The sequence below is a fragment of the Secundilactobacillus similis DSM 23365 = JCM 2765 genome (genome assembly GCF_001311075.1).
Lineage (GTDB): Bacteria > Bacillota > Bacilli > Lactobacillales > Lactobacillaceae > Secundilactobacillus > Secundilactobacillus similis.
This window is the reverse complement of the sequence record NZ_BBAD01000046.1, coordinates 1-25,188: the sequence shown is the minus strand read 5'-3', so window position 1 is coordinate 25,188 and position 25,188 is coordinate 1. Positions and strand designations below refer to the sequence as shown.

The 25,188-nt window shown below is 44.7% G+C and carries 22 protein-coding genes and 4 pseudogenes; 12 read left to right on the top strand and 14 right to left on the bottom strand.

The window, feature by feature from the left end; translation table 11 throughout:
• Positions 1 to 535: 535 nt before the first annotated feature.
• Positions 536 to 1,243: a DUF1281 family ferredoxin-like fold protein gene (locus tag JCM2765_RS10645; protein ID WP_054736666.1), complete on the bottom strand. Its 708-nt coding sequence runs from the start codon at positions 1,241 to 1,243 to the stop codon at positions 536 to 538.
• A gap of 184 nt (positions 1,244 to 1,427) precedes the next feature.
• Here JCM2765_RS10645 and JCM2765_RS10640 point away from each other — a divergent pair, with 184 nt between their 5' ends.
• Positions 1,428 to 2,264 (top strand): fructosamine kinase family protein, encoded by an 837-nt coding sequence (locus JCM2765_RS10640; RefSeq protein ID WP_054736664.1) that lies wholly within the window; start codon positions 1,428 to 1,430, stop codon positions 2,262 to 2,264.
• On the opposite strand, the gene JCM2765_RS10635 is transcribed toward JCM2765_RS10640, so the two are convergent.
• The 7 genes and pseudogenes from JCM2765_RS10635 to JCM2765_RS10605 form a co-directional block, all read right to left on the bottom strand.
• Entirely contained in the window at positions 2,261 to 2,908 is a 648-nt protein-coding gene (locus tag JCM2765_RS10635; protein WP_054736662.1) for an HAD-IA family hydrolase, read from the bottom strand. The genes JCM2765_RS10640 and JCM2765_RS10635 overlap by 4 nt on opposite strands.
• A gap of 16 nt (positions 2,909 to 2,924) precedes the next feature.
• On the bottom strand, positions 2,925 to 3,371 hold the full coding sequence (dtd, locus tag JCM2765_RS10630) for a D-aminoacyl-tRNA deacylase (protein WP_054736660.1): 447 nt from the start codon (positions 3,369 to 3,371) through the stop codon (positions 2,925 to 2,927).
• A gap of 85 nt (positions 3,372 to 3,456) precedes the next feature.
• Positions 3,457 to 5,691: pseudogene (locus tag JCM2765_RS10625) on the bottom strand (RelA/SpoT family protein).
• A 30-nt stretch (positions 5,692 to 5,721) separates the two neighbouring features.
• Entirely contained in the window at positions 5,722 to 6,036 is a 315-nt protein-coding gene (locus JCM2765_RS10620) for a hypothetical protein (protein WP_054736658.1), read from the bottom strand.
• A gap of 340 nt (positions 6,037 to 6,376) precedes the next feature.
• Complete coding sequence (locus tag JCM2765_RS10615; protein ID WP_054736655.1) at positions 6,377 to 7,111, bottom strand: 16S rRNA (uracil(1498)-N(3))-methyltransferase; 735 nt, start codon at positions 7,109 to 7,111, stop codon at positions 6,377 to 6,379.
• Positions 7,111 to 8,069, bottom strand: a pseudogene (prmA, locus tag JCM2765_RS10610) (50S ribosomal protein L11 methyltransferase). Before prmA ends, JCM2765_RS10615 begins: the two are co-directional and overlap by 1 nt.
• Before the next feature lie 43 nt (positions 8,070 to 8,112).
• Positions 8,113 to 8,433: a hypothetical protein gene (locus JCM2765_RS10605; RefSeq protein ID WP_082405095.1), complete on the bottom strand. Its 321-nt coding sequence runs from the start codon at positions 8,431 to 8,433 to the stop codon at positions 8,113 to 8,115.
• A gap of 322 nt (positions 8,434 to 8,755) precedes the next feature.
• On the opposite strand from JCM2765_RS10605, the pseudogene JCM2765_RS10600 reads away from it, so the two are divergent.
• From JCM2765_RS10600 to JCM2765_RS10590, 3 genes and pseudogenes are all read left to right on the top strand, one after another.
• A pseudogene (locus tag JCM2765_RS10600) lies at positions 8,756 to 9,666 on the top strand (magnesium transporter CorA family protein).
• Positions 9,667 to 9,767: 101 nt separating this feature from the next.
• Positions 9,768 to 10,829, top strand: a complete 1,062-nt coding sequence (locus JCM2765_RS10595) for a baeRF6 domain-containing protein (RefSeq protein WP_054736652.1) — start codon at positions 9,768 to 9,770, stop codon at positions 10,827 to 10,829.
• Positions 10,830 to 10,873: 44 nt separating this feature from the next.
• Entirely contained in the window at positions 10,874 to 11,134 is a 261-nt protein-coding gene (locus JCM2765_RS10590; protein ID WP_054736649.1) for a hypothetical protein, read from the top strand.
• A gap of 325 nt (positions 11,135 to 11,459) precedes the next feature.
• Here the strand turns inward: JCM2765_RS10590 and JCM2765_RS10585 are convergent, their stop codons facing one another.
• Positions 11,460 to 12,410: a zinc-binding dehydrogenase gene (locus tag JCM2765_RS10585; protein ID WP_054736647.1), complete on the bottom strand. Its 951-nt coding sequence runs from the start codon at positions 12,408 to 12,410 to the stop codon at positions 11,460 to 11,462.
• Between the two features lie 348 nt (positions 12,411 to 12,758).
• Between JCM2765_RS10585 and JCM2765_RS10580 the strand changes: the two genes are divergently transcribed.
• The 3 genes from JCM2765_RS10580 (at position 12,759) to JCM2765_RS10570 (ending at position 14,593) form a co-directional block, all read left to right on the top strand.
• On the top strand, positions 12,759 to 13,346 hold the full coding sequence (locus tag JCM2765_RS10580) for a TetR/AcrR family transcriptional regulator (protein ID WP_054736645.1): 588 nt from the start codon (positions 12,759 to 12,761) through the stop codon (positions 13,344 to 13,346).
• 145 nt (positions 13,347 to 13,491) lie between these two features.
• Positions 13,492 to 14,367 carry a DegV family protein gene (locus JCM2765_RS10575; RefSeq protein WP_054736643.1) on the top strand — a complete coding sequence of 292 codons (876 nt, stop codon included), beginning with the start codon at positions 13,492 to 13,494 and terminating at the stop codon, positions 14,365 to 14,367.
• 16 nt (positions 14,368 to 14,383) lie between these two features.
• A complete protein-coding gene (locus JCM2765_RS10570; protein ID WP_054736641.1) occupies positions 14,384 to 14,593 on the top strand; it encodes a hypothetical protein in 210 nt (69 codons plus the stop codon).
• Between the two features lie 58 nt (positions 14,594 to 14,651).
• On the opposite strand, the gene JCM2765_RS10565 is transcribed toward JCM2765_RS10570, so the two are convergent.
• Positions 14,652 to 15,932, bottom strand: coding sequence for an LPXTG cell wall anchor domain-containing protein (locus tag JCM2765_RS10565; RefSeq protein ID WP_054736639.1), 1,281 nt, complete (start codon positions 15,930 to 15,932; stop codon positions 14,652 to 14,654).
• A gap of 441 nt (positions 15,933 to 16,373) precedes the next feature.
• On the opposite strand from JCM2765_RS10565, the pseudogene JCM2765_RS10560 reads away from it, so the two are divergent.
• The 3 genes and pseudogenes from JCM2765_RS10560 to JCM2765_RS17210 all read left to right on the top strand — a co-directional run bounded on the left by JCM2765_RS10560 (position 16,374) and on the right by JCM2765_RS17210 (position 18,820).
• Positions 16,374 to 17,686 (top strand): annotated as a pseudogene (locus tag JCM2765_RS10560) (DNA/RNA non-specific endonuclease).
• Between the two features lie 36 nt (positions 17,687 to 17,722).
• The gene (locus tag JCM2765_RS10555) at positions 17,723 to 17,974 is read left to right on the top strand and encodes a hypothetical protein (RefSeq protein WP_054736637.1); all 252 of its coding nucleotides are present in this window, start codon (positions 17,723 to 17,725) and stop codon (positions 17,972 to 17,974) included.
• A gap of 27 nt (positions 17,975 to 18,001) precedes the next feature.
• Positions 18,002 to 18,820, top strand: a complete 819-nt coding sequence (locus JCM2765_RS17210) for a hypothetical protein (RefSeq protein WP_156301769.1) — start codon at positions 18,002 to 18,004, stop codon at positions 18,818 to 18,820.
• A 542-nt stretch (positions 18,821 to 19,362) separates the two neighbouring features.
• Here JCM2765_RS17210 and JCM2765_RS10545 read toward each other — a convergent pair.
• From JCM2765_RS10545 to JCM2765_RS10530, 4 genes are all read right to left on the bottom strand, one after another.
• Positions 19,363 to 19,902, bottom strand: a complete 540-nt coding sequence (locus tag JCM2765_RS10545) for a hypothetical protein (RefSeq protein ID WP_054736633.1) — start codon at positions 19,900 to 19,902, stop codon at positions 19,363 to 19,365.
• 44 nt (positions 19,903 to 19,946) lie between these two features.
• Complete coding sequence (locus JCM2765_RS10540; RefSeq protein ID WP_054736631.1) at positions 19,947 to 20,486, bottom strand: hypothetical protein; 540 nt, start codon at positions 20,484 to 20,486, stop codon at positions 19,947 to 19,949.
• A gap of 226 nt (positions 20,487 to 20,712) precedes the next feature.
• Positions 20,713 to 21,684 carry a zinc-binding dehydrogenase gene (locus JCM2765_RS10535; protein WP_054736629.1) on the bottom strand — a complete coding sequence of 324 codons (972 nt, stop codon included), beginning with the start codon at positions 21,682 to 21,684 and terminating at the stop codon, positions 20,713 to 20,715.
• Between the two features lie 203 nt (positions 21,685 to 21,887).
• A complete protein-coding gene (locus tag JCM2765_RS10530) occupies positions 21,888 to 23,258 on the bottom strand; it encodes an APC family permease (protein WP_054736627.1) in 1,371 nt (456 codons plus the stop codon).
• Between the two features lie 537 nt (positions 23,259 to 23,795).
• On the opposite strand from JCM2765_RS10530, the gene JCM2765_RS10525 reads away from it, so the two are divergent.
• Both JCM2765_RS10525 and JCM2765_RS19135 read left to right on the top strand, forming a co-directional pair.
• The gene (locus JCM2765_RS10525) at positions 23,796 to 24,728 is read left to right on the top strand and encodes an SNIPE associated domain-containing protein (RefSeq protein ID WP_369404071.1); all 933 of its coding nucleotides are present in this window, start codon (positions 23,796 to 23,798) and stop codon (positions 24,726 to 24,728) included.
• Between the two features lie 38 nt (positions 24,729 to 24,766).
• Complete coding sequence (locus tag JCM2765_RS19135; RefSeq protein WP_369404072.1) at positions 24,767 to 25,153, top strand: GIY-YIG nuclease family protein; 387 nt, start codon at positions 24,767 to 24,769, stop codon at positions 25,151 to 25,153.
• The last annotated feature ends 35 nt before the right edge of the window (positions 25,154 to 25,188 follow it).

Genomic DNA, 25,188 nt, shown 5'->3' with positions numbered 1-25,188 from the left:
TCAGTAAAAGTTGAACAGCAACGTAACAGTATTACGTCCATAGTCCGTTCAAGCGCATTAAGTCAACGTTCAGAACAGATTGATCTCTTACCCGCCATAATGATGAAACATCGACTGTTAATCAATTTTAGCGTTTGTCGACTCAACGTCAGTCGTTGTAATACAGTCGTAAGCCGTTCAGTTGAGCACTTGAGATGTTCTACAATAGTGCCGAATTGTGCCAACGTAAGATTTCGGTAAGCGGCTAGGTGGATGCTGTGTCGCGATGATTGGTGGTTGTTGGTGTTCTTCCGACAACCGCCAATCATCGGGGATAAATGTAAGACTCGCACGGGGTTTGGCGAGGCTTACATTTGAGGTCTGAGACCGCCCTTTGGCTCAGGCCGGCCCCATAGCAGAAACCTAGCCGCTTACCGGAATCGACAGTTTACGCAAAACACTGCACTTCACAATCTGAACAGAAGAATGCTTACGCTGGACACAAGCGTAAACAAAAAAGGGCGCCATTACTGGCAGACCTCATTTGAATTTAATATTAGTCACCAAACCGAACCTGTTTAGCTCGGTCACCGTCAAAGTTAATGGTCTGATAGTCCAGTTCACTGCCAACTTCTTCATCCGTGTACGTCAACAAAAAAACACACTTAAACCGGTCGGCTAACGCCTGCATCACCGGTAGCGGTGCCGTTTGCGCGGTTTTAAAATAAATGACGTGCTGCCGGGCATCATACCTGGTCATTAATGCACCCCACCGGGTTCCCCAGTGCAACATTTTCCAGTCAACCGCTGTCATCGCCCCGTACTGCATGATGTTTTCAGCATAACGCTGGCCCGCTTTAACTGCGGTTGCTTGGGAAAGGTCAACCCCAACGTGGGCGAGTTGCACAAGTGGCAGGTTTCGATAAATTTCAGTCAATTGTCGGTCAAGTTGCTGTAACGCCTCATCCGAATAGGCTAGGATCTCTCGAACCCGATCCTGATAATTTTGTGCTGCCGAAATGCCCTGTGATTTATACCGCTCACTTAGCTGTTTGGTTAGCGCCAATCGTTCGGCCTCCGGTAATGATCGGAGGTAAACCGCTAATGCCTGCATCGCCCGATTAGGCTCTTCGGTACTTAGATGGGTCGGCAATGGTACAATCTGGTTAAAATCTAACTCACCAGTACTCACGATCCACTGTTGTAGCGTCCGATATAGCCGATCATCCAGTTCTGAAAGTCGATTATAAATAAATTGTGCCATGTTGTGTTGGCCTCCTTATCCGTGCTCAATTGTTTGACAATTCATCTAACAGTTTCTTTAATTATACACTTTTGCATAATAGTATTGTAAGCAATTCACCAAAAATCCTGTTACTTGACGTTCCCCAACCAAACACCTAAGATACAGGCGACTTCAATTTTTCATGAAAGGTTGATGATCCACTTTGCCAACACAATCTTGGTTTAACCAATTACCAATTAAACCGATTCAAACCGTCACCCCGGTTAGCGGTGGCGATATCAACGAAGCTTACCGGGTAACAACGCCGACTGGTCCGTATTTTGTTCTCGTCCAACCTCATCAAACTGAAGCGTTTTACACGCACGAAATTGAGGGACTTCGATTACTTGGCCAAGCCGCCCTCGTTCCGGAAGTCATCGCATCAGGAACCTTAGACGATAACGCCTATCTAATCCTATCTTGGCTCACCACCGGTACTGGCAGTCAACGCGACCTTGGACACCTAGTGGCTCACGTTCACCAAATCCATGCGACTCAATTTGGTTTTGACCACGATGTCGTGGGTAAATTACCGAAGCATAACACTTGGCAAGCCAACTGGGGCAACTTTTACGTTCACCAGCGACTTGAACCGTTGGCGGAACGCGCTGCACAGCATGGTCTCTGGTCAGCGAATCGCCAAGGGCATTTTGACCAACTCTGTCACCTAATTCTGGATTTTTATCGCACTCATTCTGCAACCGCTAGTCTGTTGCACGGGGATTTATGGGCCGGAAACTACCTGTTCACTGCCGATGGCAAACCCGCTTTGATCGACCCCGATGTGTTGTACGGCGACCGTGAATTCGATCTCGCAATGACCACGATTTTCGGTGGTTTTGATGCCGATTTTTATGCGGGGTATCAAGAAGTTTACCCGCTAACTCCGGGTACCGAAGACCGGTTACCGTGGTATCAGCTTTACTACTTAATGGCACACCTGAACTTATTTGGCGAAAGTTACGGCGGTGCCGTTGACCGGATCCTAGCAGCTTATTAGTCGGCTAATAGTGCGTCACGTAGTCCAATGACATTGGTAACGCTGATTTCAGGTCTGCTGACCGTGCCATTGATCAACCGACCGGGATCAAATAACGCACCAGCGATCCCAGCCCGGTGCCCTGCTTCAACGTCTAAATTACGATCACCGATCATGATTGCCGTTGAGCGGTCAACTTGGTACTGCGTGATCAACGCCGTGAGCGACTCCGGATCAGGTTTTCGAGCATAGGCCTGTTCACTGGTCACAAACCCAGTGAACAGGTCTTTTAGGTCATCTTGGGCCAATAACGTTAACGCACTTTTATCACGATGGGTCAGTAAAAAGTGTTGCCCGCCCTGTGCCTGAATTGACCGTAATAGGGCCGGAATGCCGTCAAACGGCCGGGCATTTTCAATCATCGTGGCTTCGATTCGTCGATAGTCCTGTTCCAAGCGCGTTGCATCCACCCCGTACATCGAACTGAACTGTTGGACAGCCGTTCCCAACGAGTGCCGACGCATGACCTCGTAATACTCAACTTCATCCATCTCAATTTCTGAAACGTGCTGACGTTGGAGCGCCTGCATGAACGCGTCAACCATGATGGGATACGTATCAAATAACGTGCCATCAAAGTCCCAAAAATAAGTTTGATACCGCATCGTCATTCCTCCTGAACTACTTGTTGTCCGTATCAAAGATAATCGTCACGGGGCCATCGTTGACTAGGCTCACCTGCATATCAGCGCCAAATTCACCCGTTTCAACCGTTAACCCAGCATCGCGCAATTGGGCGTTGAACTGCTCGTAAATGGCGTTAGCGTGTTCTGGATTACCCGCCTTGGTAAAACTTGGGCGGTTACCTTTTCGCGTATCAGCATACAGCGTAAATTGAGAGACTGAGAGAATGCTACCGCCAATATCTTGGATCGACAGGTTCATCTTCCCCTGCTCATCTGAAAAGATCCGGAGCTTACTAATTTTGTGCACGAGGTAAGCAACTTCTTCATCGCCGTCCGTATCTTCAGCCCCAACTAACAGTAAGTACCCTTGCTTGATTTGACCGACTACTTGTTCTTCGATGGCAACCTGTGCCGATGTGACTCGCTGTAAAACAACTCGCATAACGATATGCCTCCACTAATTTCATTTATGTACGTTAAAACGACTGTGCCAAATTGGCAGCAGCCGTTTTTTGATTCAATTGGTTTTATCTAAATGGCCGCTTCACAACGTAGACATCCTGAACGTTCTTCAGGTTATCCATGATGCGTTGCAACTGGGTCGCGTTACGAACCCCTAACGAAATCGAGATGGTCACCATCTTATTGTGGTCAACTCGTCCGTTAACCAGGTTCAACTGCTTGGTCGTGTTGTTCACGATTTTCAGTACCTCGTTCAACAGCCCGTTTCGGTTGTACCCTTGAACTTCCAGATCCGCATTATACAACGAAGTGGTTTCCTCAGGGTTTTCCCAGTAAACGTCGATTAAGCGTTCGCCGTTAGCTTCCGCCTGAGCAACGTTTGGACAAGCCTTGCGGTGAACCGAAACGCCCCGACCTTTGGTAATATAACCGACGATTGGGTCACCTGGAACTGGTGCGCAACAGTGACTTAACCGCACCAACAAGTTGTCAACGCCCTCAATGATCACCCTTCAGAAGCTTTGAGTTTCCGTTTCCGTTGGGTATCTGATTCATTTTCACTGTTGGTGATTGATTGATGCTCTTCCAGCAGTTCGCGTTCTTCTTGCCGTTGTCGCAGTTCTTCTTGTTCATGACGCACATCTTCGGTTAACCGGTTAGCGACCCCAACTGGTTGCAGGTCACCAAAACCAACCGCCGCAAATAAGTCATCAATGTGCTGGTAATGCAGCTTATCAACCACTTTTTGCAGTTGGTCCTTCGTCATCAGTGCTTTAGGATCGTACTTAAACTCGCGCAGTTGCCGTTCAATGATGCTCCGGCCAAGGTCAACGTTCTTCTCCCGGTCCTTTAACCGGAAGAACTGTTTGATCTTGTTTCGTGCCCGCCGCGTAGAGACTAGTTTTAACCAGTCACGGTTAGGACCCGCCGAGTTCGAAGAGGTCTTAATGTCCACGATGTCGCCGTTCTTGATTTCGTAATCAAGGGGCACGATTTTACCGTTGATCGTCGCACCAGTGGTATGGTTCCCAACTTCAGTGTGAATCGAGTAGGCCATATCCAGCGGACCAGCGCCCTTTGGCAAATCTAACACGTCTCCCTTTGGCGTAAAGGCGTAGACGTGGTCGCCAAACAGTTCGCCTTTGACACTGTCCATGAAATCGGACGCGTCATCGGTGTCTTCTTGCAATTCAATGATTTGCTTAAACCAGTTGAGTTTGTTGCCAGTGTTGGTGGTTTCGACTTTATCCGTCTTACCTTCCTTGTAAGCCCAGTGCGCCGCAACCCCAAATTCAGCGACCCGGTGCATTTCAGCCGTCCGAATCTGAACTTCTAGCGGGCGCCTTCAGGACCGATCACCGTAGTATGCAGTGATTGGTACATGTTGGGTTTTGGCATTGCAATGTAGTCCTTGAACCGACCTGGCATTGGCTTCCATTGCGTATGGATCGCACCTAACACCGCATAACAGTCCTTAATGTTATCCACGATCACCCGAATAGCTAGTAGGTCGTAGATTTGACTAAATTGCTTGTGTTGGTCTCGCATTTTGCGGTAAATCGAGTAAATATGCTTTGGTCGCCCGTAAATTTCAGGTCAATGTTTAAGTCGCTAATAGCGGTCTTGATATCACCGATTGCTTCTGCAATGTAGGCTTCTCGTTGATCACGCCGTGAGTTCATTAAGTGCACGATCCGGTAGTACTGTTGTGGGTTCAGATAACGTAACGACACGTCTTCTAGTTCCCACTTAATCGTACTGATCCCTAACCGGTCAGCTAACGGCGCGTAAATTTCCAACGTTTCGTTTGCAATCCGGCGTTGTTTATCCGGCCGCAAATGCTGTAAGGTCCGCATATTGTGCAACCGGTCAGCCAGTTTAACGATCATCACCCGAATATCCTTGGACATTGCCAACAAGAGCTTCCGGTGGTTTTCAGCCAACCGTTGTTTATTTGACTTATACTTAATTTTCCCTAACTTCGTCACGCCATCAACGATCATGGCGATGTCTGGGCCAAATAGTTCTCGAACATCATCTAATGTAACGCCAGTATCTTCCACGATATCGTGCAAGAAACCAGAAGCCACAGTTGTTGGATCCATTTTTAAATTCGCTAAAATACCAGCTACTTGAATCGGGTGCATGATGTATGCTTCGCCCGATTGCCGGCGTTGATCACGATGCGCAATTGATGCAAACCGGTACGCCCGCTCCACGATCGCCACGTGATCCTTATTCATATATGACGAAACGGCGTCGATCACGCCTTCTGCCGTCCACGTTTGATCCCTTGACATTTGATCACATCCCCCTTAATACCGATTCGGTTACCGGGTCAGCCCGTAGGCTAAGTAGCTAATACACAGGTAACTGATCGCAAAATAAATGGCATACGCTGGGCCTGATACCCAGATACCAACCGCAAAGATCACGGGTAAAACCAAAATCAACCAACCCGCTTCACCACGGTGCTTCACCAAGTACCCGATCACCCCGGCTAACACCGAGTTGACCAAGCCAAAGATCACGCCTGAATGCCAGACCGGATCAATGGTGACCTGCTGAAGTAAAATCGGCACGAACAACCCCATCACTAAGCCAACTGCCCAGTAAGGCCAGCCGAACCGTTTTAAAATTGCCACGACAACCACCACTTTCTTGTTGAAAATACATGGGTACTATTTTAGCATTTTTAGAGCGCGAGGAGAAGCGCTTAAGGGGTGGCGTGTAAGGTAAGTCAGACAAAAGCCCTGAACTTCGGGCTTTTGTCTGACTTACCTTACACATAACCCCTTGCTTCTCCTCGCGCGTTTCGGCGTGGTAACAGTAAAAAGGTTATAAAATACCAACTTCATAGTCATCAGACCCCGGAATAATTAATCCTCAATTAAGCCGAAAACAACGTTGCCTCAATCCTCGTCGCCAAAACTACTCTGTACAGCATCTGCCCACAAACTTCCACAATCAATTCGGCTGAATGAATCAAGACAATTCCAACAACGTCGACACCGCCGCCAAAAAATACAACGGTGCCGTCTCCGTCCGTAAAATCCGTGGTCCCAAGCCCGCGACCGTTGCCGACCGTTCAGTCAACAGCGTCATTTCAGCGGGCGAGATCCCACCTTCCGGCCCAAACACAGCTGTCAAGCGATCACCCGGCTGTGTCCGATTCATCAATTGAACTAAATTAGCCTGCTCGCCCTGCTTAGCCGCCTCTTCGTAAGCCACAACTAAGTGATCCGTCTCAACTTCGGCCACTGCCTGCTTCAACGTATTGAAGAACCGAACTGTGGGCACGTGCGTCCGGTGTGACTGTTCACTGGCACCTTGCGCAATTTTTTGGAGTCGCGCCAACTTCTTAGCAACTTTATTTGGCTGCCACTTCGCCACCGACCAATCAGCACCGAAAAACGCAATGTCAAAGGCGCCCATTTCGGTTGCTTTTTGAACGATCCATTCCGCCTTATCCTGCTTAGGTAGGCCAGACAAAATCGTAACGTGAACGGGTAATTCGACGTTAACCGCCAGTTCTTCAATCACTTGAACCCGTTCATCAGCTAGTAGTTCGCCCAAAAACACGTGCTCAGTAGCATCCACAAACTCCGCTTGAGCGCCCGGTTCAGCACGTAGCACCTGAAGCCAATGCTTTGATACCGTAGCGTCCAGCGCAAAAGCGGTGCCGACAGTTAACTGATTTTCAACAAAGTACCGTTGCATTAATCGTCTTCCCCCGGTTTCTGCGCGATAACCCCATACCAGTCACCCATTGTGAGCGTCTGGAGGATTTTAAACCCAGCAGCCTTTTGTGCCGCAATAATTTCAGGTGCTTTTTCCTTAATGATGCCCGAAGTCAGGAAATAACCATGAACCGGTAACAAGGCCCAAGCTTGCGGAATCAGTGGATGATCACCTCTGCCAAGATGTTGGCAACAATCACATCGGCCCCCTCTGTAATCCCGTTTAATAGGTTGTTTGGTGCAACTTGAACATCAGCTGCAATTGGGTTTAAATCAAGATTCTTCTTAGCAGAATCGACTGCCACTTGATCTAAATCGTACGCCCGAATCGTGTCAACGCCAAGTTGCTTGGCGGCGATACTAAGCACCCCAGAACCAGTCCCAACATCAATCATGCTTTCGCCACCACGAATAACCGTTTCTAGCGCTTGTAAGCACAGCTTAGTCGTTGGGTGCGTCCCCGTGCCAAAGGCCTGACCGGGATCTAACCGCAAGATGCGTTCATCCGCTGATTGGGGTTGATAATCCTCCCAACTTGGCACGACCGTCAAAAAGCGAGTTACTTGAACCGGATGGTAGTATTTTTGCCATGCAGTTGACCAGTCGGTATCATCAACAGCCGCCGTTGTCACCTTAGCGGGTCCCGCATCCAAGCCGAACTTGCTTAGTCCAGCCACCGCCTGCTGAATTGCTGGCACGATTTCAGGCACGAACACCGTTGCCGGGAAGTACGCCGTAATCGTTGCGCCACTTTCAACGTGGGGAATTTCATCCACATTGACGATTTCACCCATCTGTGACCAATCCATGTTTTGTAGTTTTTCAAAATCCTTTTCGTCGTCGATCTGTACCCCTGAAGCACCGTGCTCCATCAAAATATTGGTCACGGCTTCAACCGCCTCTGACGTGGTTTGTACGGCTAGTTCTGTCCAGTCCATCATGTGCCTCCTAAAATTAAGTCATCTTACAAAAAAACACACCCTACTTGGATGCGTTCTTGTCATCAGCTTCCTGTTGTTCGCGCTGAGGCAGCCGCGATTCCAGGTAGTCTAATAATTCACTTTCAGTCCGGAAAATCCGTGGATGTTTCTGCTTGTGGAGTCGTAAATCGATTTCATTGATTCGTTGTCGACCAGTCCAGGTGTGACTGTAGCGAATGATTACCCGATTATTTAACGCCTCCCGACCAAACTTAAAGACATACACACTTTCCGGCGTCATTAGCGGTCGGATGTACGACTTTTCATAAGAATAGTTCCGGCTCTTTAAATATTGTTTTGTTCGACTTAGCACGGTAACCACCTCCCAACACTTGTCATTTTGGTCCCGTCTATCTATACCCTCTATCATAACATATTCATGACAAAATCAGTACAAAAAGACACCATCGTCGCTATTAAAAACATTATGTTACCGGACTTTTCGCCCCTTGTCAATTGTTTGACGACAATTTTTCTCATTATTTTTTCATGCAATCGTTAATTTTAAGTGATCAGCCCAACAGTAAGCCAAATTTCACGACTTTTCGTCATCAATTGTCGCCAAATTTAACCAAACGGCGTATGCTGGATTTAGACAACGGTTTCAGGGCTTGAAACCGTCAATTTGCTTCGGAGGACGACCAATGATCAAACCTGTAAAACACCTAGCCGGCTTTGACTGGGTTGAAACTTACTCACTAACCGAAAAAGAACAACAAACCTTGATGGACGATTACGGTATCACCGATGATATCATCACCTACGTTACCGATAAAGATGAAACGGCCAACTACGTTCACGATCCCGCTAATAATCAGCAACTGATGGTTGTTTTGGTCCCGTATAAGCTTCAAAATACGCAGGCCAACCGCTACATCACCCGACCAGTCGGCTTTTTGATTCACCGGGGGTTGCTGTTCACCTTTAATGAAAGTAACCTCAACTTTGTTAGCAATGCCTTTTATCAAACCAGTCAGGACCCAGAAACAACGTCAACCACTACGTTTGTGTTGGAATCACTGTTTGCGCTGATTGATAGTTACATCCCAATCCTTAAGCAGGTCACTAAGCAACGTAACCAACTGGACAAGATGTTGAGTCGCAACGCCAAAAACAACAATTTGGTAACCCTCTCCTATCTTGGCCAAACGCTGACCTTCTTTTATAGTGCGATCAAATCCAATAACGAACTCTTTTTGCGGATTCCCAGAACGTACCTTGGCGTGAACGCTCCAGCTACGAACGCGACCTGTTAGAAGACGTGACCATTGAAAACGACCAGGTCGAACACATGATTGAAAACGAATCGCAAGTGGTAGACCGCATTACCGAAACCTTTAATGGGATCATTAATAACAATCTAAACGATACGATGAAGTTTCTGACGATTTGGTCACTCACCATGGCGGTGCCGACCATCGTCACCGGATTTTTTGGCATGAACGTACCCTTGCCACTTGAAAAATTCCACGATGCTTGGCTAATTGTGGTCGCCGTTTCACTGGCCTTGATTGTCTGGTTACTGTTGACAATTAAGTTCCATAAAAAGCTCTAAGCATTTTTACCACTCACAACGAGAATTAGACCATTCCATGCCCTATTTTTCACAAAGATGCGGTATACTTAAGGTATCATTAAAAAGGAGTGTGGCAGTCTATGGCAAAACAAGTAACGCTTAAAGAACTTGCAACTCAATTTTCAACAGAGACTCCGGTAATGACCCTTAACTTAAGCTTGGATCGGTTAAAGTATCAACGTGACGAGCAATTGAAGTTAAAGAACGCCCTGCAGACCCTGAATCAGGCAAAGCAGGACTACCCCGACGCAGATCCCGCAGCTATCGAAACGCAGGTCAATGCGTTATTGGATGCGGCGCTACCGTACCACGGCATCAGCATTTTCGCCCCGTTAGCCGGTGACGAAATTAGCTATCTGCCAAGAAACAGTGTTCAGACCGTTCAAAGCAGTATCATTAACGGTCCCGACTTTCTCTCAATCTTAAAGGAACAGGCTAATCCCAGTTACACCTTGCTACAGCTGAGTCAAACCAGTTGTGCGGTTTATGCCCTTGCTGATCAACATCTCACGAAGTTAACCCTCAAAGATTTTCCAAGTGAGTTGACCGATGCGTTAGGCACTGACCTTCGTGGCGGTGACTTGAACTTCAGTACCAGCGCTGGTCAGACTCAGTATCACGGACACAACGATACCAGTCACGAAAAAGCCGTTGACCAAGAACGTTACTATCACGCGATCGTCAGTTATCTTGATGACAGTACTGAAATTGGCGACCAACCAATTATCTTAACCGGCTTACCTAACAACTTAGCGGCCTTCCGTCAAGCTGCTGGCAGCCAACTCAACCTCGCCTCAATTGAAATTCCGCGTGCGTTGAGCGAAAAAGCCACCGCTAATTTCGAACAGACGTTGTTGACTGAGATTGCTGATCAAGAAAAAGCCCAGTTATTTGCGACCGTCAACAAATTAGCCCAAGGCAAGACGGTAACTGAAATCGATCAGGTTAACCAGGCGCTCACTGAAAAAAAGGTCACTCATTTAATCGTCAATTTGGCCAACGGTGATGCTGACCACCCTGATCAGTGGTATCACGACCTCAACCAAGTCTTACAAACGGCACTTCAACAAAGTTGCCAAATCATCGTCATCCGTGACGAAGGTACCGAACTGGCAACCTTAACGGCTGTAACACGCTACTGATTTTGTAAGCGCTCTAACTATTTTTTGATGTAAGGACTGAAACAATGGACCGTCAAGAACTCTTTCAAGAATTTCAACACGCTATTTCAATTGCGAGTGAGAAAAAGGGCAATCAATTAAACGACGCCCTCGCCAACACCGTGAAGCAGTTGAAGGCCACCTCGTTGGATGATGATACGATTACTGCAATCGTGACCTCGTTTAGTGAGATGTTGAAGGTAAACAATGCTTATCTGAATCAGGTGATCTACGAAGCCTTTAACTTGGTTCTCAAAACCGATGATGCGGATCACCCTGCAGAATAGGTTTAATTCATTTAAATCGTAAAAATGTCCCGCCAACAAGTTGGAATTTAAACACTTGTTAGCGGGACGTTTTCGTTCACTAGTAACTAAGTTAACTAAAATCGTTCACCATCTAAAATCAGGCACCTCATAACTTCCAATCGAAGTTACGAGGCGCCTGATTGATAAATCTGAAACCTAACAATTATGGATTCACGTTTAACCGATCCATGATGTCAGCAGTGTCTTTTTTCGTCTCCAATAACTTTTAAACCAACACCAATTTAGCGGCCGCATCGTTGACCGTTGCTAATGGACCAACCAGCTTGAAACTGGTCACACATGACTAATCACGCGCTGCAATCAACCGGCCGCTAACTTCACCCTTTTCAAGGCTCACAAGGCCTTCTGGAATATGGTCAAAGTCCGTTAAGGTCAACTCTGGCGCCAATTTACCGGTTTCAAAATACCGATAAACATCCGCAATATCCTCAGGGGTTCCACCGCTATTACCAACCAACGTAATGTTTCTGAAGATCAAATCACCCGTATCGATAGTGCTGTGCAGAATTCCCATGCCAACCAAAACAACGGTTCCGCCAGCTTTAACCGCGTGGATGGCGTCATTAGTTGTCGTATCAAAACCGGCAAAGTCGATAATCAGCTCTAGGTCATCCGCTTTCATATCCGCGATTTCGGCATGCACATGCTGGACGCCTACGCTCTTAGCCCATTCACGGGCTGACGCTTTGGTATCGGCAACGGAAACTTCACAACCTGCAATCACTGCCATGTTGGCCGCAAATTGCCCTAAGCCACCGGCACCGATAATCCCGACTTTCATGCCTTTTTTTGCACCGCCGACAACGAATAGTGGATGATACGATGACATCCCAGCATCGGTTGCTGCAGCGCCTTGAATATAGGACACCGAGTCTGGAAGTGGCACTAGTTGCACTTCAGGCACCGCTACTTGATCCGAATAACCACCGTCACGAAAGGCCCCAATCGTTTGACCGGTTTCGGGGTTTTGTGGTGAAACACCCACCCGGTCGCCAACGTGATACGCCGTCACATTTTGCCCAACCTTAGTGATAATTCCAGCAACTTCATGGCCTAAAATCACTGGCGCATTGACCATTGGTGCCCAACTTGGATCATGCAGGATGCCAACATCCGTATGACAAAGTCCCGCAGCCTTAACTGCTAAAATAACTTCATCCGGTGCTGGTTCTGGGTTTACCTGTTCAACCAACGTTAACGGTGCATCAGTTTCTGTAAATTGCCAACCTTTCATGACGATTCCTCCTTAGATCATGTCAATTAAAAATGCCAATGATTAACTTTGTGATAAATGGTTTATTATCAATTATTTTAGTAACCAGATTTGGCAATCTGAACATCTCAGCCATATTTACTGGTAAATCAATGATTTGATTATTATCTCAACTTGATTTACTTGCTGTAATGATGAATAATTAAGTCAAAACGTTTACCAAAAGTTAATTTATTCACATTCTTTACTCGAGTAAAGAATACCACTTTAGTAATGTAAGCGCAATCATTTTTTGTTTTGTGAAAGGTATGCTAAACTAACGCTAATACATACGATGACTTGATTAATCAACTTTAGGAGCGCTCAGCGATGGATACGAAACAGCAAATTTTAAATACCGCCTATACCTTATTTCAACAAAAATCCTACGAAAATGTGAGCGTTACGGATATCTGCGATGCCTGTCACCTCACCAAACCCGCATTTTATTACCATTTCTCATCAAAAGGTGAATTGCTGATCCACTACTATGAACACGCGGTGGATCAAATTATCAACGAACAACCTGAACACATTGATAACTACTGGCAGCAACTCGTTGCGTCATTCACGGCACTGATGTCGGCAAGCACCGCTATTGGTGTTGACTTAACCAGCCAGTTATTTATTACCAACCTTGGCAATAATCAAGGGACATTTGATTTTGATGACCGTTTTAAGCAAGTTTGTGTGTCATTAATTACAGCTGCTCAAAAAGCGCACCAAATTCGCAATCAAAGCGCGCCACTTCAACTCTTTATCGCAGCCTCAATGATGTTTACCGGGTATAACGTCTACTGGGCGATTCGAAACGGCGATTTTGATCGACCAACTAATTTTGTCGCCTCTTTAGAAACGGTCTTTGATATTCCGCAAGCAAATCGAGTCAGTATAAACGATATGCTGTCGATCAGCTAAGGTTGACTGCCATCAACTGATCACGTGAATACGCATTAAAAAAATCTAATCACGTCCTCCCTTTCCCGCTCTTGCGAACTTCCCCCACCTTTGTTATGCTCATAACAGCTAAACTGGCTACCAAAGAGGAGGTTTGCCTTAACATATGAGAATCGCAGTTGTTACCGATTCAGCAAGTTATTTAGACCCACAAGACGTTGCCGATTATCACATTCACGTTGTACCAATCACCGTGATTTTTGACCGCCAACCGTATTTAGACAATGTTGACATTACGACCGCCGAATTTTACCGGCGCTTAAAAACCGAAAAAGCATTACCGACCACCACTCAGGTCACGTTAGGCCAGATGCAGACGATGTATGACCAATTGGCTGACGAAGGCTACGATGCCGTCATCAGCATCCATTTATCATCCGGTATCACCAGTTTCTACGATAACCTCCCCACTTACCTGCCCAACGTGACCAACATTAAGGTGTACCCCTTTGATTCGAGAATTGCGTCAGCGGGAGAAGCCAACTTAGTGCTATTAGCTGCCAAATTAGTGGCACAAGGCATGGCCCCCGATGAGATTATCGAACAGCTCACCCACTTTCGAGATACGATCGACGCCTACTTCGTGGTAGACGATCTTTCTCATTTAGTTCGAACGGGACGGTTATCAAATGCTTCCAGTTTAGTCGGCGGCCTCCTTCGCATCAAACCAATTCTTACCTTCAACTATCAAGCCGAAATCGTCGCAATCGAAAAGGAGCGCACGATGCGCCGCGCCTATCAAGCGATTAAACGTAAATTCCAACAGGCGGTGAACACAACCAATTATCCACTTCGATTAACGATCATTGATGCCGATAATGCGGAGTTACAGGCCGCCTGGTCCAAGGACCTGCAAGCTGAATTTCCGGATATCACCATTGATCATAGCGAAATTGGTCCGGTCATTGGCGTTCATGTTGGCGCTGGCACCATGGCGTTGTTGTGGGATTACGATTGGGAAAAGTGGCCCCTAGATAACTAGGAATTGACGAAAAAGGATGATCAATTTGCATTTCTACAGCATGGGTGGTACTCACGGCGATACATCGTTTATGACCCGCCAAAAGTTCGTGACGACGCTTCGGCAAGAGTTGAAGCAACCGAAACTAGAGTTGACTCAGTTCCCCACACCTAAAAATCAAGCCGAGTATCAACAACTTGTCACATTTGTTCAGCAACAGGTGTTACCTCGGTTATCAGATCAATAACCAAAAAACTTTCACCGGCACATTGCTGGTGAAAGTTTTTGTTTTTTAAATCAATGTTTTAATTTTCACGACGTTTTTTAACGTCCAATCCCAGCCAACCCGCAATGGTCAACAGGACAACCCCTAACACTGATGCCGCAATCGTTTCATGCTCACTAGTTTGTGGCAACGTTGTATCTGATGTCGTTGCCAGATTACCAGTTGCATCATTGCTAGAAACACCCGAAACGGTTGCGTGATGAGTCGTCATCGGTGTTGAGACCGATGCCACGCCCCGACCATTGGTGACTAACTCGGCACGAGTCGCTTTACCTGTGCTTTTGGTACCATCAGTTTCGATTGACACAGTATCATTATCTTTCCCGGTACTCGTGGTCGACGTTCTCGTCTTAGCTGGCTTAGTTGTGGTTGTTGGTAAAACCGTATCACTATCCGTATTGGTCTTCTTTCCAGTTGGCAAGGTGGTACTGGTTGCATCAACCTGAGTCCGATTTGCGACTGGTGAATCATCGACGATTCCAGTTTGCTGCCCTGAATTTGAATCAGTTGGCGTCGTTGGGTCAGTCGTTTTGGCAAGCAACGTATACAGGTAGGCAATTTGAAGTGCTGTTCCTGGTTGGCCGTAGCCCGTTAATTGACCATTTGCCAAAATGAGATCAACGTTGGCCTTTGATACATTGTTAATTGTTTGATTAGCATCCGGGTTCGTTAAATCACTCATAGTGATATTAGCGGTGCCATCCGCGTTGTAGGTAATCTGATAAGTATGTTGTTGCGTACCAGCCGTTGTCGTAATGGTAATGCCGTTCAATTGATAATCGTTATCGGTTGTCGTTAGCTTATCCGGCATCACATCAGCAAGGGAGTATTTTCCCTTATCGCTGACCGTCACTTGATTCAAATTATCCTTCAGTTGATTCTGGGCACTCTGTGGCAGTTCATTACCAGCAGTGTCCGTAATCGTACTCGTGACCTTGGTTGCAGTCGTCAACGATGTGTCAGCATGTTGCTGAGTACCACTGGTTGCAGTTGAACTGGTTTGTGACTCAGATGATCCGGTCGCGCTACTTTCGCTAGACGCCGTTGTTGGTGCGGCACTAGTTTGGCTGGTCGCCGAGCTACTATCACTGCTTGTGCTGGCAGCAGCCGTTGTTGTCGACGTCTGGTTGGCCGCCGTCTTCCCCGCAGTTTGCGAGGCGGCCGGTTGACTACTTGTCGTATCAGCAGCTGAACTCGCTGTCCCGTCTGCTGATGCACCAGTTGCCCCCGTGACAACTAATCCACCAAGTACCAACGTCGAAACCAATAACCGCCGAACGACTTTACTATTCTTTTCCATGTAAGTTCCTCCAAATAAAAATTGTTGCTCCCCGTGTGTACAACTTCAAATGTAACGAAGTTAATTTGAAAAGTCAATCACTGCACGAGTAATCTGACATCATCCTAATTAACCAGTTTTATTAGCTAATTCATATTTCATCGGTTAAAAGACACTTCGAACACTGATTCAGACTCAAACTTATTCTAAAAAAATAGTCAGCTAATATTGTGTTCGACTGAGGAATCTCCTAAAATAGTTATTGGTTGGCACTTTGTTTGAGCTTGTGCATCTGTTAAGCTTCGCAAACCACGATCAGGTCTATATACAATACTGGATATTACATGGTTTAATTGCATCAAATCATTGCTTACACGTCAACCACCAATTATTTGGGGAAAGGAGCGCGGTCCAAAATTCTGACGACCTAAAAAGCTGACTAATTGAGGGGAAATAAGTCTTATGTCGACATTTTTAGCACTTCTGGCCATCATTTGCCTAATTGCCGGAATCGGTGCAACGGGCTGGTGGTTACTCACTAAGCTTCAACAGCAACCAAAGCACGTACGCGGTATGCGGCTCGGTTCACTGACTGCCATTTTATGGGTTTTGACCGTTCTATTATTTATCGGTAGCGGTACAACCAATCATCATACTGCTTCAAACGCCCAAACTGCCGAATCAACAACGGTTAAACGGCATAGTAAACCCGCTGCATCACCTTCGTCATCAAAGCCGGTGACGCACCACAAAACCGTTGCGACGACCACGACAACTCATCATCAATCGGTGTCACGATCATCAACTGATACGCAACAGCGGCACGCAAGTATTTTGGCTAAACTAGTTAGCTATACCAACAGTGAATCTGCCGGGCCAACTAGCAACTATTATTGGACGAACGGTAAGGCGCACTTAACTGGGTTTAGCAATTATCATGCCGGTGATTATCATTTTACCGCTGATAGTCAGGGCCGTACCGGAACCGCCCGTGCGTTGTTGACCTACTCGGAGTTTCAATCATCTCAGGGGTCACGCCAAGGTGATCCATTAGAACCGCCTGCTTGGCCAGCGTCAAATCCACGTGTGGCGATTAATTACAGTTTGACTGGTCGGACCTACCATGGCTATTTGTACAATCGAAGTCATTCGATCAGTGACAGCTTATTAGGCAGCAAGTCTTACACTTCTGAATACAACTTCACTACTGGCACTCGGCCACAAAACGTTGGTGCTAACCAATCTGGTGGTATGCGCTATGCGGAAGAAACTGCGGAAGATTACTGGGATGCTCATCCAAATACCACAAACACGATTGCCTACGAAACCACCCCACTTTATCAGGGTAGCGAACAGATTCCGCGTGGTTCGATCGTTGATATCAAGTCTTCAGACGGCGCAGTGAACACCGAAATTGTGGTCATTAACGACGTTGAGGGCATTAAGATCAGTTATAACACCGGTAGTAGTAACGCCAAACCGATTACGAGTACCACAACGACGACTCAAAGTCATCATTCAACTGCATCCAGCTACAGTCATCCGGCAACGACTCACTCGACACATAGCACGACCGCAACGACACAACAGTCTGCTGGTGCAACAACCGAAGCCAATGGCACGTCGCCGCAGCTGGCATGGTCTACGTTTCTGACAGTAACAAGTACTATTCGCGGGTCACTAACCCCGGTAACTATCAGTACGAGTCGCAATCCCAAGCTACCGCAAGCGGCGCAACGCAGGCTAGTCGTGGTAATCAGTACGCGCGGCCATAATAACAATCTAAACTTAATCTAAGGAGCATCGCTATCTTGAAAATCAAATCAGCTTTAATGGTCGGCCTCGCCGCCCTTTCATTCGCAGGCACCATCGAAACCATTCCCGCCGTTCACACTGACGCAGCTGCGCGGGTGTGGATCGCACCAAATTATGGGAAACGGTATCATTTTAACCGAAACTGTCGTGGCTTGTACCGGGCTAAAAATCATGTCCGGCACGTAACGTTGCATTATGCTAAGGCGCATCATTATACGCATTGTCGGATTAGTGGGGATCGGTATTAATTCAACAATTATGCAGGAGACTTTATTTTGAAATTAAAAAATCATTTCATTATTAGTATTATCGTTCTACTTCTCAGCATTTCTTTCGTCGCTTCCCCACTAACTGTAAGTGCGAACTCATACAATAAAGCATACGTAACTAAAAACATAACAGTGTATCGTTTTATCGCTGGTAACTGTTTTGCAAACTCTCGATTAGGTAATAGTTTACGACTTAATAAATGGAAAACTATCACAATTAAACCGTTCTACCATATGGGAAAAGATGGTTATTTTTTACACGTTGCTGGTCACGGTACAACCATCTATTATGCTAGAACTAATAGCACTCATTGGTTTAAAGTGGGGGCGCTTAGCTTGAATTCAGCAACCCCTCAAGCTTTTAAAACGGTGTCTGACAACAGTTTTGATTTTAACAAGTACGTTCCAGGATTTTTAACTGCCGGCAATGTAGCAACAGTTTACACAACCGTAAATGATGCCGCAACTCAAACTGGGAAAACTTACACTCTCAAAAATATTTATAAAAAAATGCTTGTTCAACGTAATAATGGTGGTAAGTGGAATACCTTAAAAATTAACTACGATGGAAAAATTCTCTATTACGTAAATTCGGATGGTGTAATTCGCCCCTACAATACCTATCGTGATGCAGACCCATTTGATTCAACTATTGATTCTCCATATTCACCAAATTCATATTCAAAAATTTATATGAAAAATGGAAATCATATTTATAATGGAACTCATTGGGATAAAGTTGTTACGTATGGAAATGGTGGTAACAGTGTTTTTGTTACGCAAAGCTACATTTGTAAAAACGGACATTGGTTTAAAACCAAGTAACTAACCAGAAAATAATATCATTATATTTATCATATTTTAGGAGACATTAAAATGAAATTGAAAAGCATCTTCCTCTTAGTATCCACGATACTATCATTAGGAATTGGTTTAACAGCTACTCGCACTACAGTACACGCAAGCCGTTATATTAGCGGCATTCAACTATCGTCCAATTCACACTATCTTGTGAAAGCAACAAAAACTGTTCCGGTTTTGAGATATACTACCGGCACTTGTATGGCCTATAATCGAAGCCACTCGTATAAATACCTACACAAAGGTTCAATCGTGTACACATCAAGATCTTTTATGAGTCCTTGGGGTTGGGTCATTAAATCTAGTAATGTTTATCAACCAACTAGTCGTACATTCTATCTCATTGCCCGTGGAAACGGTAAATGGTATACTCGTCTTCGTTAATTCATGTGCAAATCTAGTAATAACTCAAAAATCGATTGATTATTATTACTCAATATAAAAATAAAAAGCGATTTCCAGTATTTAACTGGAAGTCGCTTTTATTAATCATGATTAAATACATACTATCTCTGAATCCCCAATGAATTAAGCTGCTTTGGCGTCGCAGTATAAGAAAAATCATGTTGCGTTCGAACCTTGCTGTATGCCGTAACGTATGATTGTCGTATATACGTTCCGAGTACTCGATATTTTTTATGATGATATGTTGCTCGATAATCCCAAAATGCCAAACCATCTACATACCCACCAACTGATTGGGCGTTACTATCAACCATCTGCCACCAATAACGTGAATTAGAAAAAGCCGTTGTTTTCTTGACACTCAAGCGTTTATAACTGTGCCGATATTTGGCACTACTCGACAGCATCACATGTTTGGCACTAATTCTATGCCCCTTACTGTTCACCGTCCAATAGTTAACTGCATGCGCCGTCACTTGCATCGTCGTGTAACTTTTCTTACTTAGTGGCGCATACCAAATGCCCCGAATTGATTTTGGCGTCGTATTCGTTGACGCAGCTTCGGCATTTGACTGACTACTAATTAAACCTAAGCCTAATCCGATAGCCATCACACCCAACACTTGTCCTACTTTTCTCATATCGCTCTCCTGAAGTAATTTTTAAATATAGTTCATTGATCAGACTAAAAATCTGGATAATACAGCACACCGCTAAAGTGATGCGTCCCCAAATTTCGGGCAACTTTTCTAGTCGCATAATAATGGCCACTCGTCCATAATGACGCTCCACCACCGATGCTTAATGTCCGAATTCGGTAACCACGATAATGACGAATCTTGACGCCATAAAAATCGCCATCGCCAGCACCTTGGTTCCAACCGTACAAATTAACCCAATGCATCTTATGTGCATACAGCAGGGTCGCAAACATCCATGATGGGTGATGACTCACATGAGTTGCGTTAAGGTTCCGCACGTGAATCTTGGTAGTGTACTGATGCCAGCTACCATCGTAATAATCGGTCGTTCGCATGTGCTTATACCCAAAAGTTATCCGACTATAATGACCATCCTCGTAATGATACCAAGTTCGCCGTAATGCGGTCGGAAAATAGCGCAGCGACGTTTTGGCTTGAGCAGTCGTGCCAGTAGCAGCAATCATTGCACCACCGCCAATTAATAAACCCATCAAAAATAATAGCATCTTAAATCTCTTAATCATCCTAATGCCCCCTTGATTTCAGTATAGCATTAGTTAAATTTAATTATTATATGATTATTTCAAGGATGATGAACCGTTAATGATTGAACCAGTCATACCAAAAACAGGATTGAACTGTTTAAACACATCAGCATTTCAATCCTGTTTTATTTAAGTAGTTAACTTTCAACGCCAAATTAAATCAGTGCAATTCACCTGAAAACACCTCATCATTCCCGTCAAAAGTTTACGGTAAAACAACCACCTTACCAAAACTATCCGAACCATCAAGGTAAGCCTGCGCATCAGCTGTATGTGCCAAATCAAAAGTTTTCACCGGTGAAATACTTAAATGATGCTGTTCAATGACTTGTAAGAGTTGATTAAACTTGGCTTCAGAGACACCATCTGAATTGTACTCGCCATCCGAACTGAAGACCGTCATGTAGGCGCCAGAAGTCATCATCGCGATTGGGTCAAAGTCTTTGACACTCCATACACCACCAAGTTCACCCGTGATACAAACAATCCCACTCTCGGCCAGCACTTTCATCGAATCAACCATGGTCAGCGGACCAACCAGTTCAAGAATTTTACTGAAACGTTGGTTAGTCTGCAATTGATTGTTTCGGTCTTCAATCACGGCGTCAAATCCCGCAGTCATCAGCCGGTCAGTCTTCGCTAGGTTTCGGGTTGTTGCTGTCACAGTAATTCCCGGTGCCATTGCCTTAGCGAGTTGCACAGCAGCCACACCAACACCACTGGTTGCACCTCGAACCAACAAGGTATCCGTCGCCGTTAACTTCAAGTTGAGCAGTGACCCATACGCTGTGAAGTACGTTTCAGGAACTGCGGCCAAGTCCGACCAGCTTAAGTCCGTTGTGACCGGATAAATGTTTTGGTTGGGAATCAACATGAATTCTGCGTAACTCCCATCAAAATTACGGCCCATGCCGCCCATCAACGTGACTACTTTTTGCCCTTTAGGTAACCTGATCTCATCCGTTGTTTCAGCAATCTCACCAACGCCTTCAATCCCTAAAATCCGCGGTAGTTTAACTGATGGTGACCAACCGTTACGCGTAAAAATCTCGGAGCGGTTGATTCCGAACCCTTTCACTTTAATGAGCGACCAGCCTGGTTTGACGGTTGGTGTTGGTACTGTAGTGTAGTTTAGAACGTCGGCATTACCTGGTTTTGTCAGAACAATTGCTTTCATGATTGTACTCCCTTTCTGGATAAAGTACGTTTGCGATACCAAGCGGGCTTTGATTTGATGACGATTTTCTTTTATGATACACCCAAAATTGTTGATCTTCGAACCTGACACAAAAATCAGAATTAGAATTCCTAAATCCTTAAGAAGTCTAATCCTGATTTTGATCATCATCAATTATCCCAATAGCTATTTTTTCTAAACCATTAATGCACCCGATAATACCGCCGGAAACCTAAATAAACAACCGCCCCTATAGCCGGCACTGCCAATCCCAGTATCGAAGTCAACGGATCATCAATAAAGTTGTTCCCCAGAATTATTAAGAAGGCCAACGTGGCAATAATCACCGTCCAAGGATAAGCCCAAACTCGGTACGGCCGTGGTGTATCTGGTTGACGCCGCCGCATCATCGGAACGGCCAAAATCGATAACATGTTAAAGACTGCGCCCGAGAAAACCACTAACGAGGTTAATTGATCTAATTCACGAGTCAAAACTAACACGATTGAAATCAACATTTGAGCAAACAAACTCACATCCGGGGTACGGAATTTAGCATGGACGTGGGCAAATGGCTTCCACAGCAACCGATCTTGAGCTGCCGCATAGTAGTAACGCGAGAACGCCAGAATCATCCCATTTAGTGAGCTGATCATCGCCAACGCCATCGTAACCGCTACCAAAATTGTCCCAAATTGACCCAAGAATCGTTCAGCAACCGCCGTGCCTAAATACAACTGGCCATGCTGGATGGCATGGTTGATTTGGCCAAACGGCAATGCACGGTAAATAGCTAAGTTGAATAAGACGTAAACGATGGTGGTGAACCCAACGGATAGAATCAGTGCCCGTGGCAGATTCTTTTGTGGTTCTTTCATCTCACCAGCAACGGTGTTTAAGTTTGTCCACCCTTCGTACGCCCACAGCGAGGCGATCACAGCAAAGGCAATCATTTGAATAAAGTCAACGGCACTCCCGCCTTTAGGCTGTTGCACCACCGACCAGCGTGGTGTGTAGTGGCCCCAGAAAACGCCCAGTACAATAATTAGAATCAACGGCAACACTTTCAGGACGTTAAAAATATTTTGGACCAGTTCACCAGTATCCACCCCGAAATAGTTAATCAGCGTAAAGATCACAATCAGCCCAATTGCCACCAGTTTAACCACTACGCCGTTCATCGGAATCAGCGATTTCAGCGCTAACGGCAACGCAATCGCAATGGCCGCAATGGACCCCGGACCGCCAATCAGCATGCTCTGAAAGTTAAACATGTACCCAACCATTGGTGAGTACGCTTCCGATAAGTAAACGTAGATACCACCAGTCGCCGGATTCATCGCGCCTAACTCAGCGAAGCACAGGCTCCCTAACAACGTGACGAGTCCGCCAATCAACCAGGCTAACAAAGCCAGCCCCATCGACATTCCGGATCGTTCCAACACGTACGATCCAATATAGAAAATGCCGGAGCCAATCATGATCCCAATTAAAATATTGCTACCACCAAAGACCCCAATCACCTTTTTTAGGTGTGGTTGTGGGGAATTTGACTGTTCTTCGGGTTGTTGCATGGCCACCACTCCTTTTCGAATTAAGCCTATTGTACGATAAGCTGGTGGTTCTGTCATTAGTTCCTTGATAATTACTAGCTTTGAAAAAGGTATTGTAACGGAACCATATTTTAACCATTGTTCGTTAAACCTATATGCAGTGCATATTTTCATAATTTACAGGCGGTAATAGTGCAGTAAAGATTTTAAGTCATTATTCGGGTAAGCATGGCCTTATCGTCACACAAATAAAATGACATAATAGCGGTAAAATACACACCCAAAATACACACGCCCAGTTATCACTATTTTCATAGAACAAGTTTGAATATCCTGTGTTACCTCCTAACGGTAGTCGTGCACACCACTTCAATAACTCTTGCTTTCATTAGATAAATGTCCTATTAGATTTTACTTCTTATTCTGTTAGCGAGATAATAGGGAATAGGAAAGGAGCATAATCATAAAATTAAAGTGCTTATGCGTACAAACTTTCAAATTATCGATTAGTAAATATAATTGTACGCAGTGTTAATTTTTATATTAGAAGGTGTAATTATGGCTTTTAGCGACATTTTTAAACTATCAGAATTCAAAGCAAAAATAGAAGCCCTGTCAACAGAAAATACTGAACTTACTCAGGAACTTAAATTATCCAAGGAAAAAGCTGATGTCAAACTAAATATTCAGCAAATGCAACCTATTGAATTAGAAAATAAAATTAGTGCTCAGAAAATTGAATTAAAAAACTTAACAGCAAAAATAGCTAATGTATCAACTGAACTTCAAGAAAAACACGCTAGTTTGGAGGATTTAAAAGCAGAAGTTGGAGAACTTGAAGCCGACAAAGAAATGAGTAGCTACGGATTATATAAACCTCACTATGATTTCGCCACCTCTTTGGAATATAAGGATCAACTAAAAGAAATTAGAGATGAACAAAAAAGTGCTATCCGAAGTAAAACAGCTGTCGAGTTTAATCCCAATTGGCTTGTTAATGATAGCAAAACTGCAGGTCGAAAAATGAATCGCAACAATATCAAAGCTATTTTGAGAAGTTTCAATAACGAATGCACCGATGCAATAAAAAAAGTTACATATTCTAATTATGAACGCATTCGTAGTCGCATTGAAAAATCATTTGATCAGCATAATAAAATGTATGAGGTTGTTGATATTCGAATGAATTACTCATATCTTGACTTAAAATTTCAAGAGTTAAATTTAGCATTTGAATATGCAAATAAAAAGGAAGATGAACGTGAATCTCTTCGTGAACAGCGTGAGGCAGAACGTGAGGATAAAGCATTACAACGTGAAATCCAAAAACAACGCAAAACACTTAGTAAAGAAATTGACCACTACGAACAAGCTGTCAATGAATTAAGTGATAAACTTAATACGTCAAACGCTGATAATCCTGAATTACAGGCTGAAATAGATAAACTTCGTAGAAGCTTGACGCGCTTCATGATGATCAAGATGACTTAGATTTTCGTGAAAATAATGCAACTGCTGGCTATGTTTACATCATTTCTAATATTGGTTCATTCGGAAAAGATGTTGTTAAGATTGGTGTAACTCGTCGTCTGGAACCACTCGATCGTATCAGAGAACTAAGTAGTGCCTCAGTTCCTTTTAAATTTGATGTTCATGCCTTAATCTTCAGCGAAGACGCATACTCATTGGAAACTAAATTGCATAAACGTTTCGACAAAAATCGAATTAATAAGGTAAATAACCGAAAAGAATACTTTAAAATTTCAATTGATGAAATTGAAAAAGAACTTAAAAAATATAAAAACGTAACGGTTGATTTTCACGAAAATGCTGAAGCGCCAGAATATCGACAAACACTAGCACTTGAAAACAACATATCAAATAATAGTGATTATTCCACTAGCTTTGCGAATTAATTTAGATTACAAAACGAATATCTTTACGACATCAT

Coding starts and splice junctions, on each gene's coding strand:
- JCM2765_RS10645 (WP_054736666.1), bottom strand. CDS start 1,243: ATGGCACAATTTATTTATAATCGACTTTCAGAACTGGATGATCGGCTA.
- JCM2765_RS10635 (WP_054736662.1), bottom strand. CDS start 2,908: ATGCGGTATCAAACTTATTTTTGGGACTTTGATGGCACGTTATTTGAT.
- dtd (WP_054736660.1), bottom strand. CDS start 3,371: ATGCGAGTTGTTTTACAGCGAGTCACATCGGCACAGGTTGCCATCGAA.
- JCM2765_RS10615 (WP_054736655.1), bottom strand. CDS start 7,111: ATGCAACGGTACTTTGTTGAAAATCAGTTAACTGTCGGCACCGCTTTT.
- JCM2765_RS10595 (WP_054736652.1), top strand. CDS start 9,768: ATGGCAAAACAAGTAACGCTTAAAGAACTTGCAACTCAATTTTCAACA.
- JCM2765_RS10590 (WP_054736649.1), top strand. CDS start 10,874: ATGGACCGTCAAGAACTCTTTCAAGAATTTCAACACGCTATTTCAATT.
- JCM2765_RS10585 (WP_054736647.1), bottom strand. CDS start 12,410: ATGAAAGGTTGGCAATTTACAGAAACTGATGCACCGTTAACGTTGGTT.
- JCM2765_RS10580 (WP_054736645.1), top strand. CDS start 12,759: ATGGATACGAAACAGCAAATTTTAAATACCGCCTATACCTTATTTCAA.
- JCM2765_RS10575 (WP_054736643.1), top strand. CDS start 13,492: ATGAGAATCGCAGTTGTTACCGATTCAGCAAGTTATTTAGACCCACAA.
- JCM2765_RS10570 (WP_054736641.1), top strand. CDS start 14,384: ATGATCAATTTGCATTTCTACAGCATGGGTGGTACTCACGGCGATACA.
- JCM2765_RS10565 (WP_054736639.1), bottom strand. CDS start 15,932: ATGGAAAAGAATAGTAAAGTCGTTCGGCGGTTATTGGTTTCGACGTTG.
- JCM2765_RS10545 (WP_054736633.1), bottom strand. CDS start 19,902: ATGAGAAAAGTAGGACAAGTGTTGGGTGTGATGGCTATCGGATTAGGC.
- JCM2765_RS10540 (WP_054736631.1), bottom strand. CDS start 20,486: ATGATTAAGAGATTTAAGATGCTATTATTTTTGATGGGTTTATTAATT.
- JCM2765_RS10535 (WP_054736629.1), bottom strand. CDS start 21,684: ATGAAAGCAATTGTTCTGACAAAACCAGGTAATGCCGACGTTCTAAAC.
- JCM2765_RS10530 (WP_054736627.1), bottom strand. CDS start 23,258: ATGCAACAACCCGAAGAACAGTCAAATTCCCCACAACCACACCTAAAA.
- JCM2765_RS10525 (WP_369404071.1), top strand. CDS start 23,796: ATGGCTTTTAGCGACATTTTTAAACTATCAGAATTCAAAGCAAAAATA.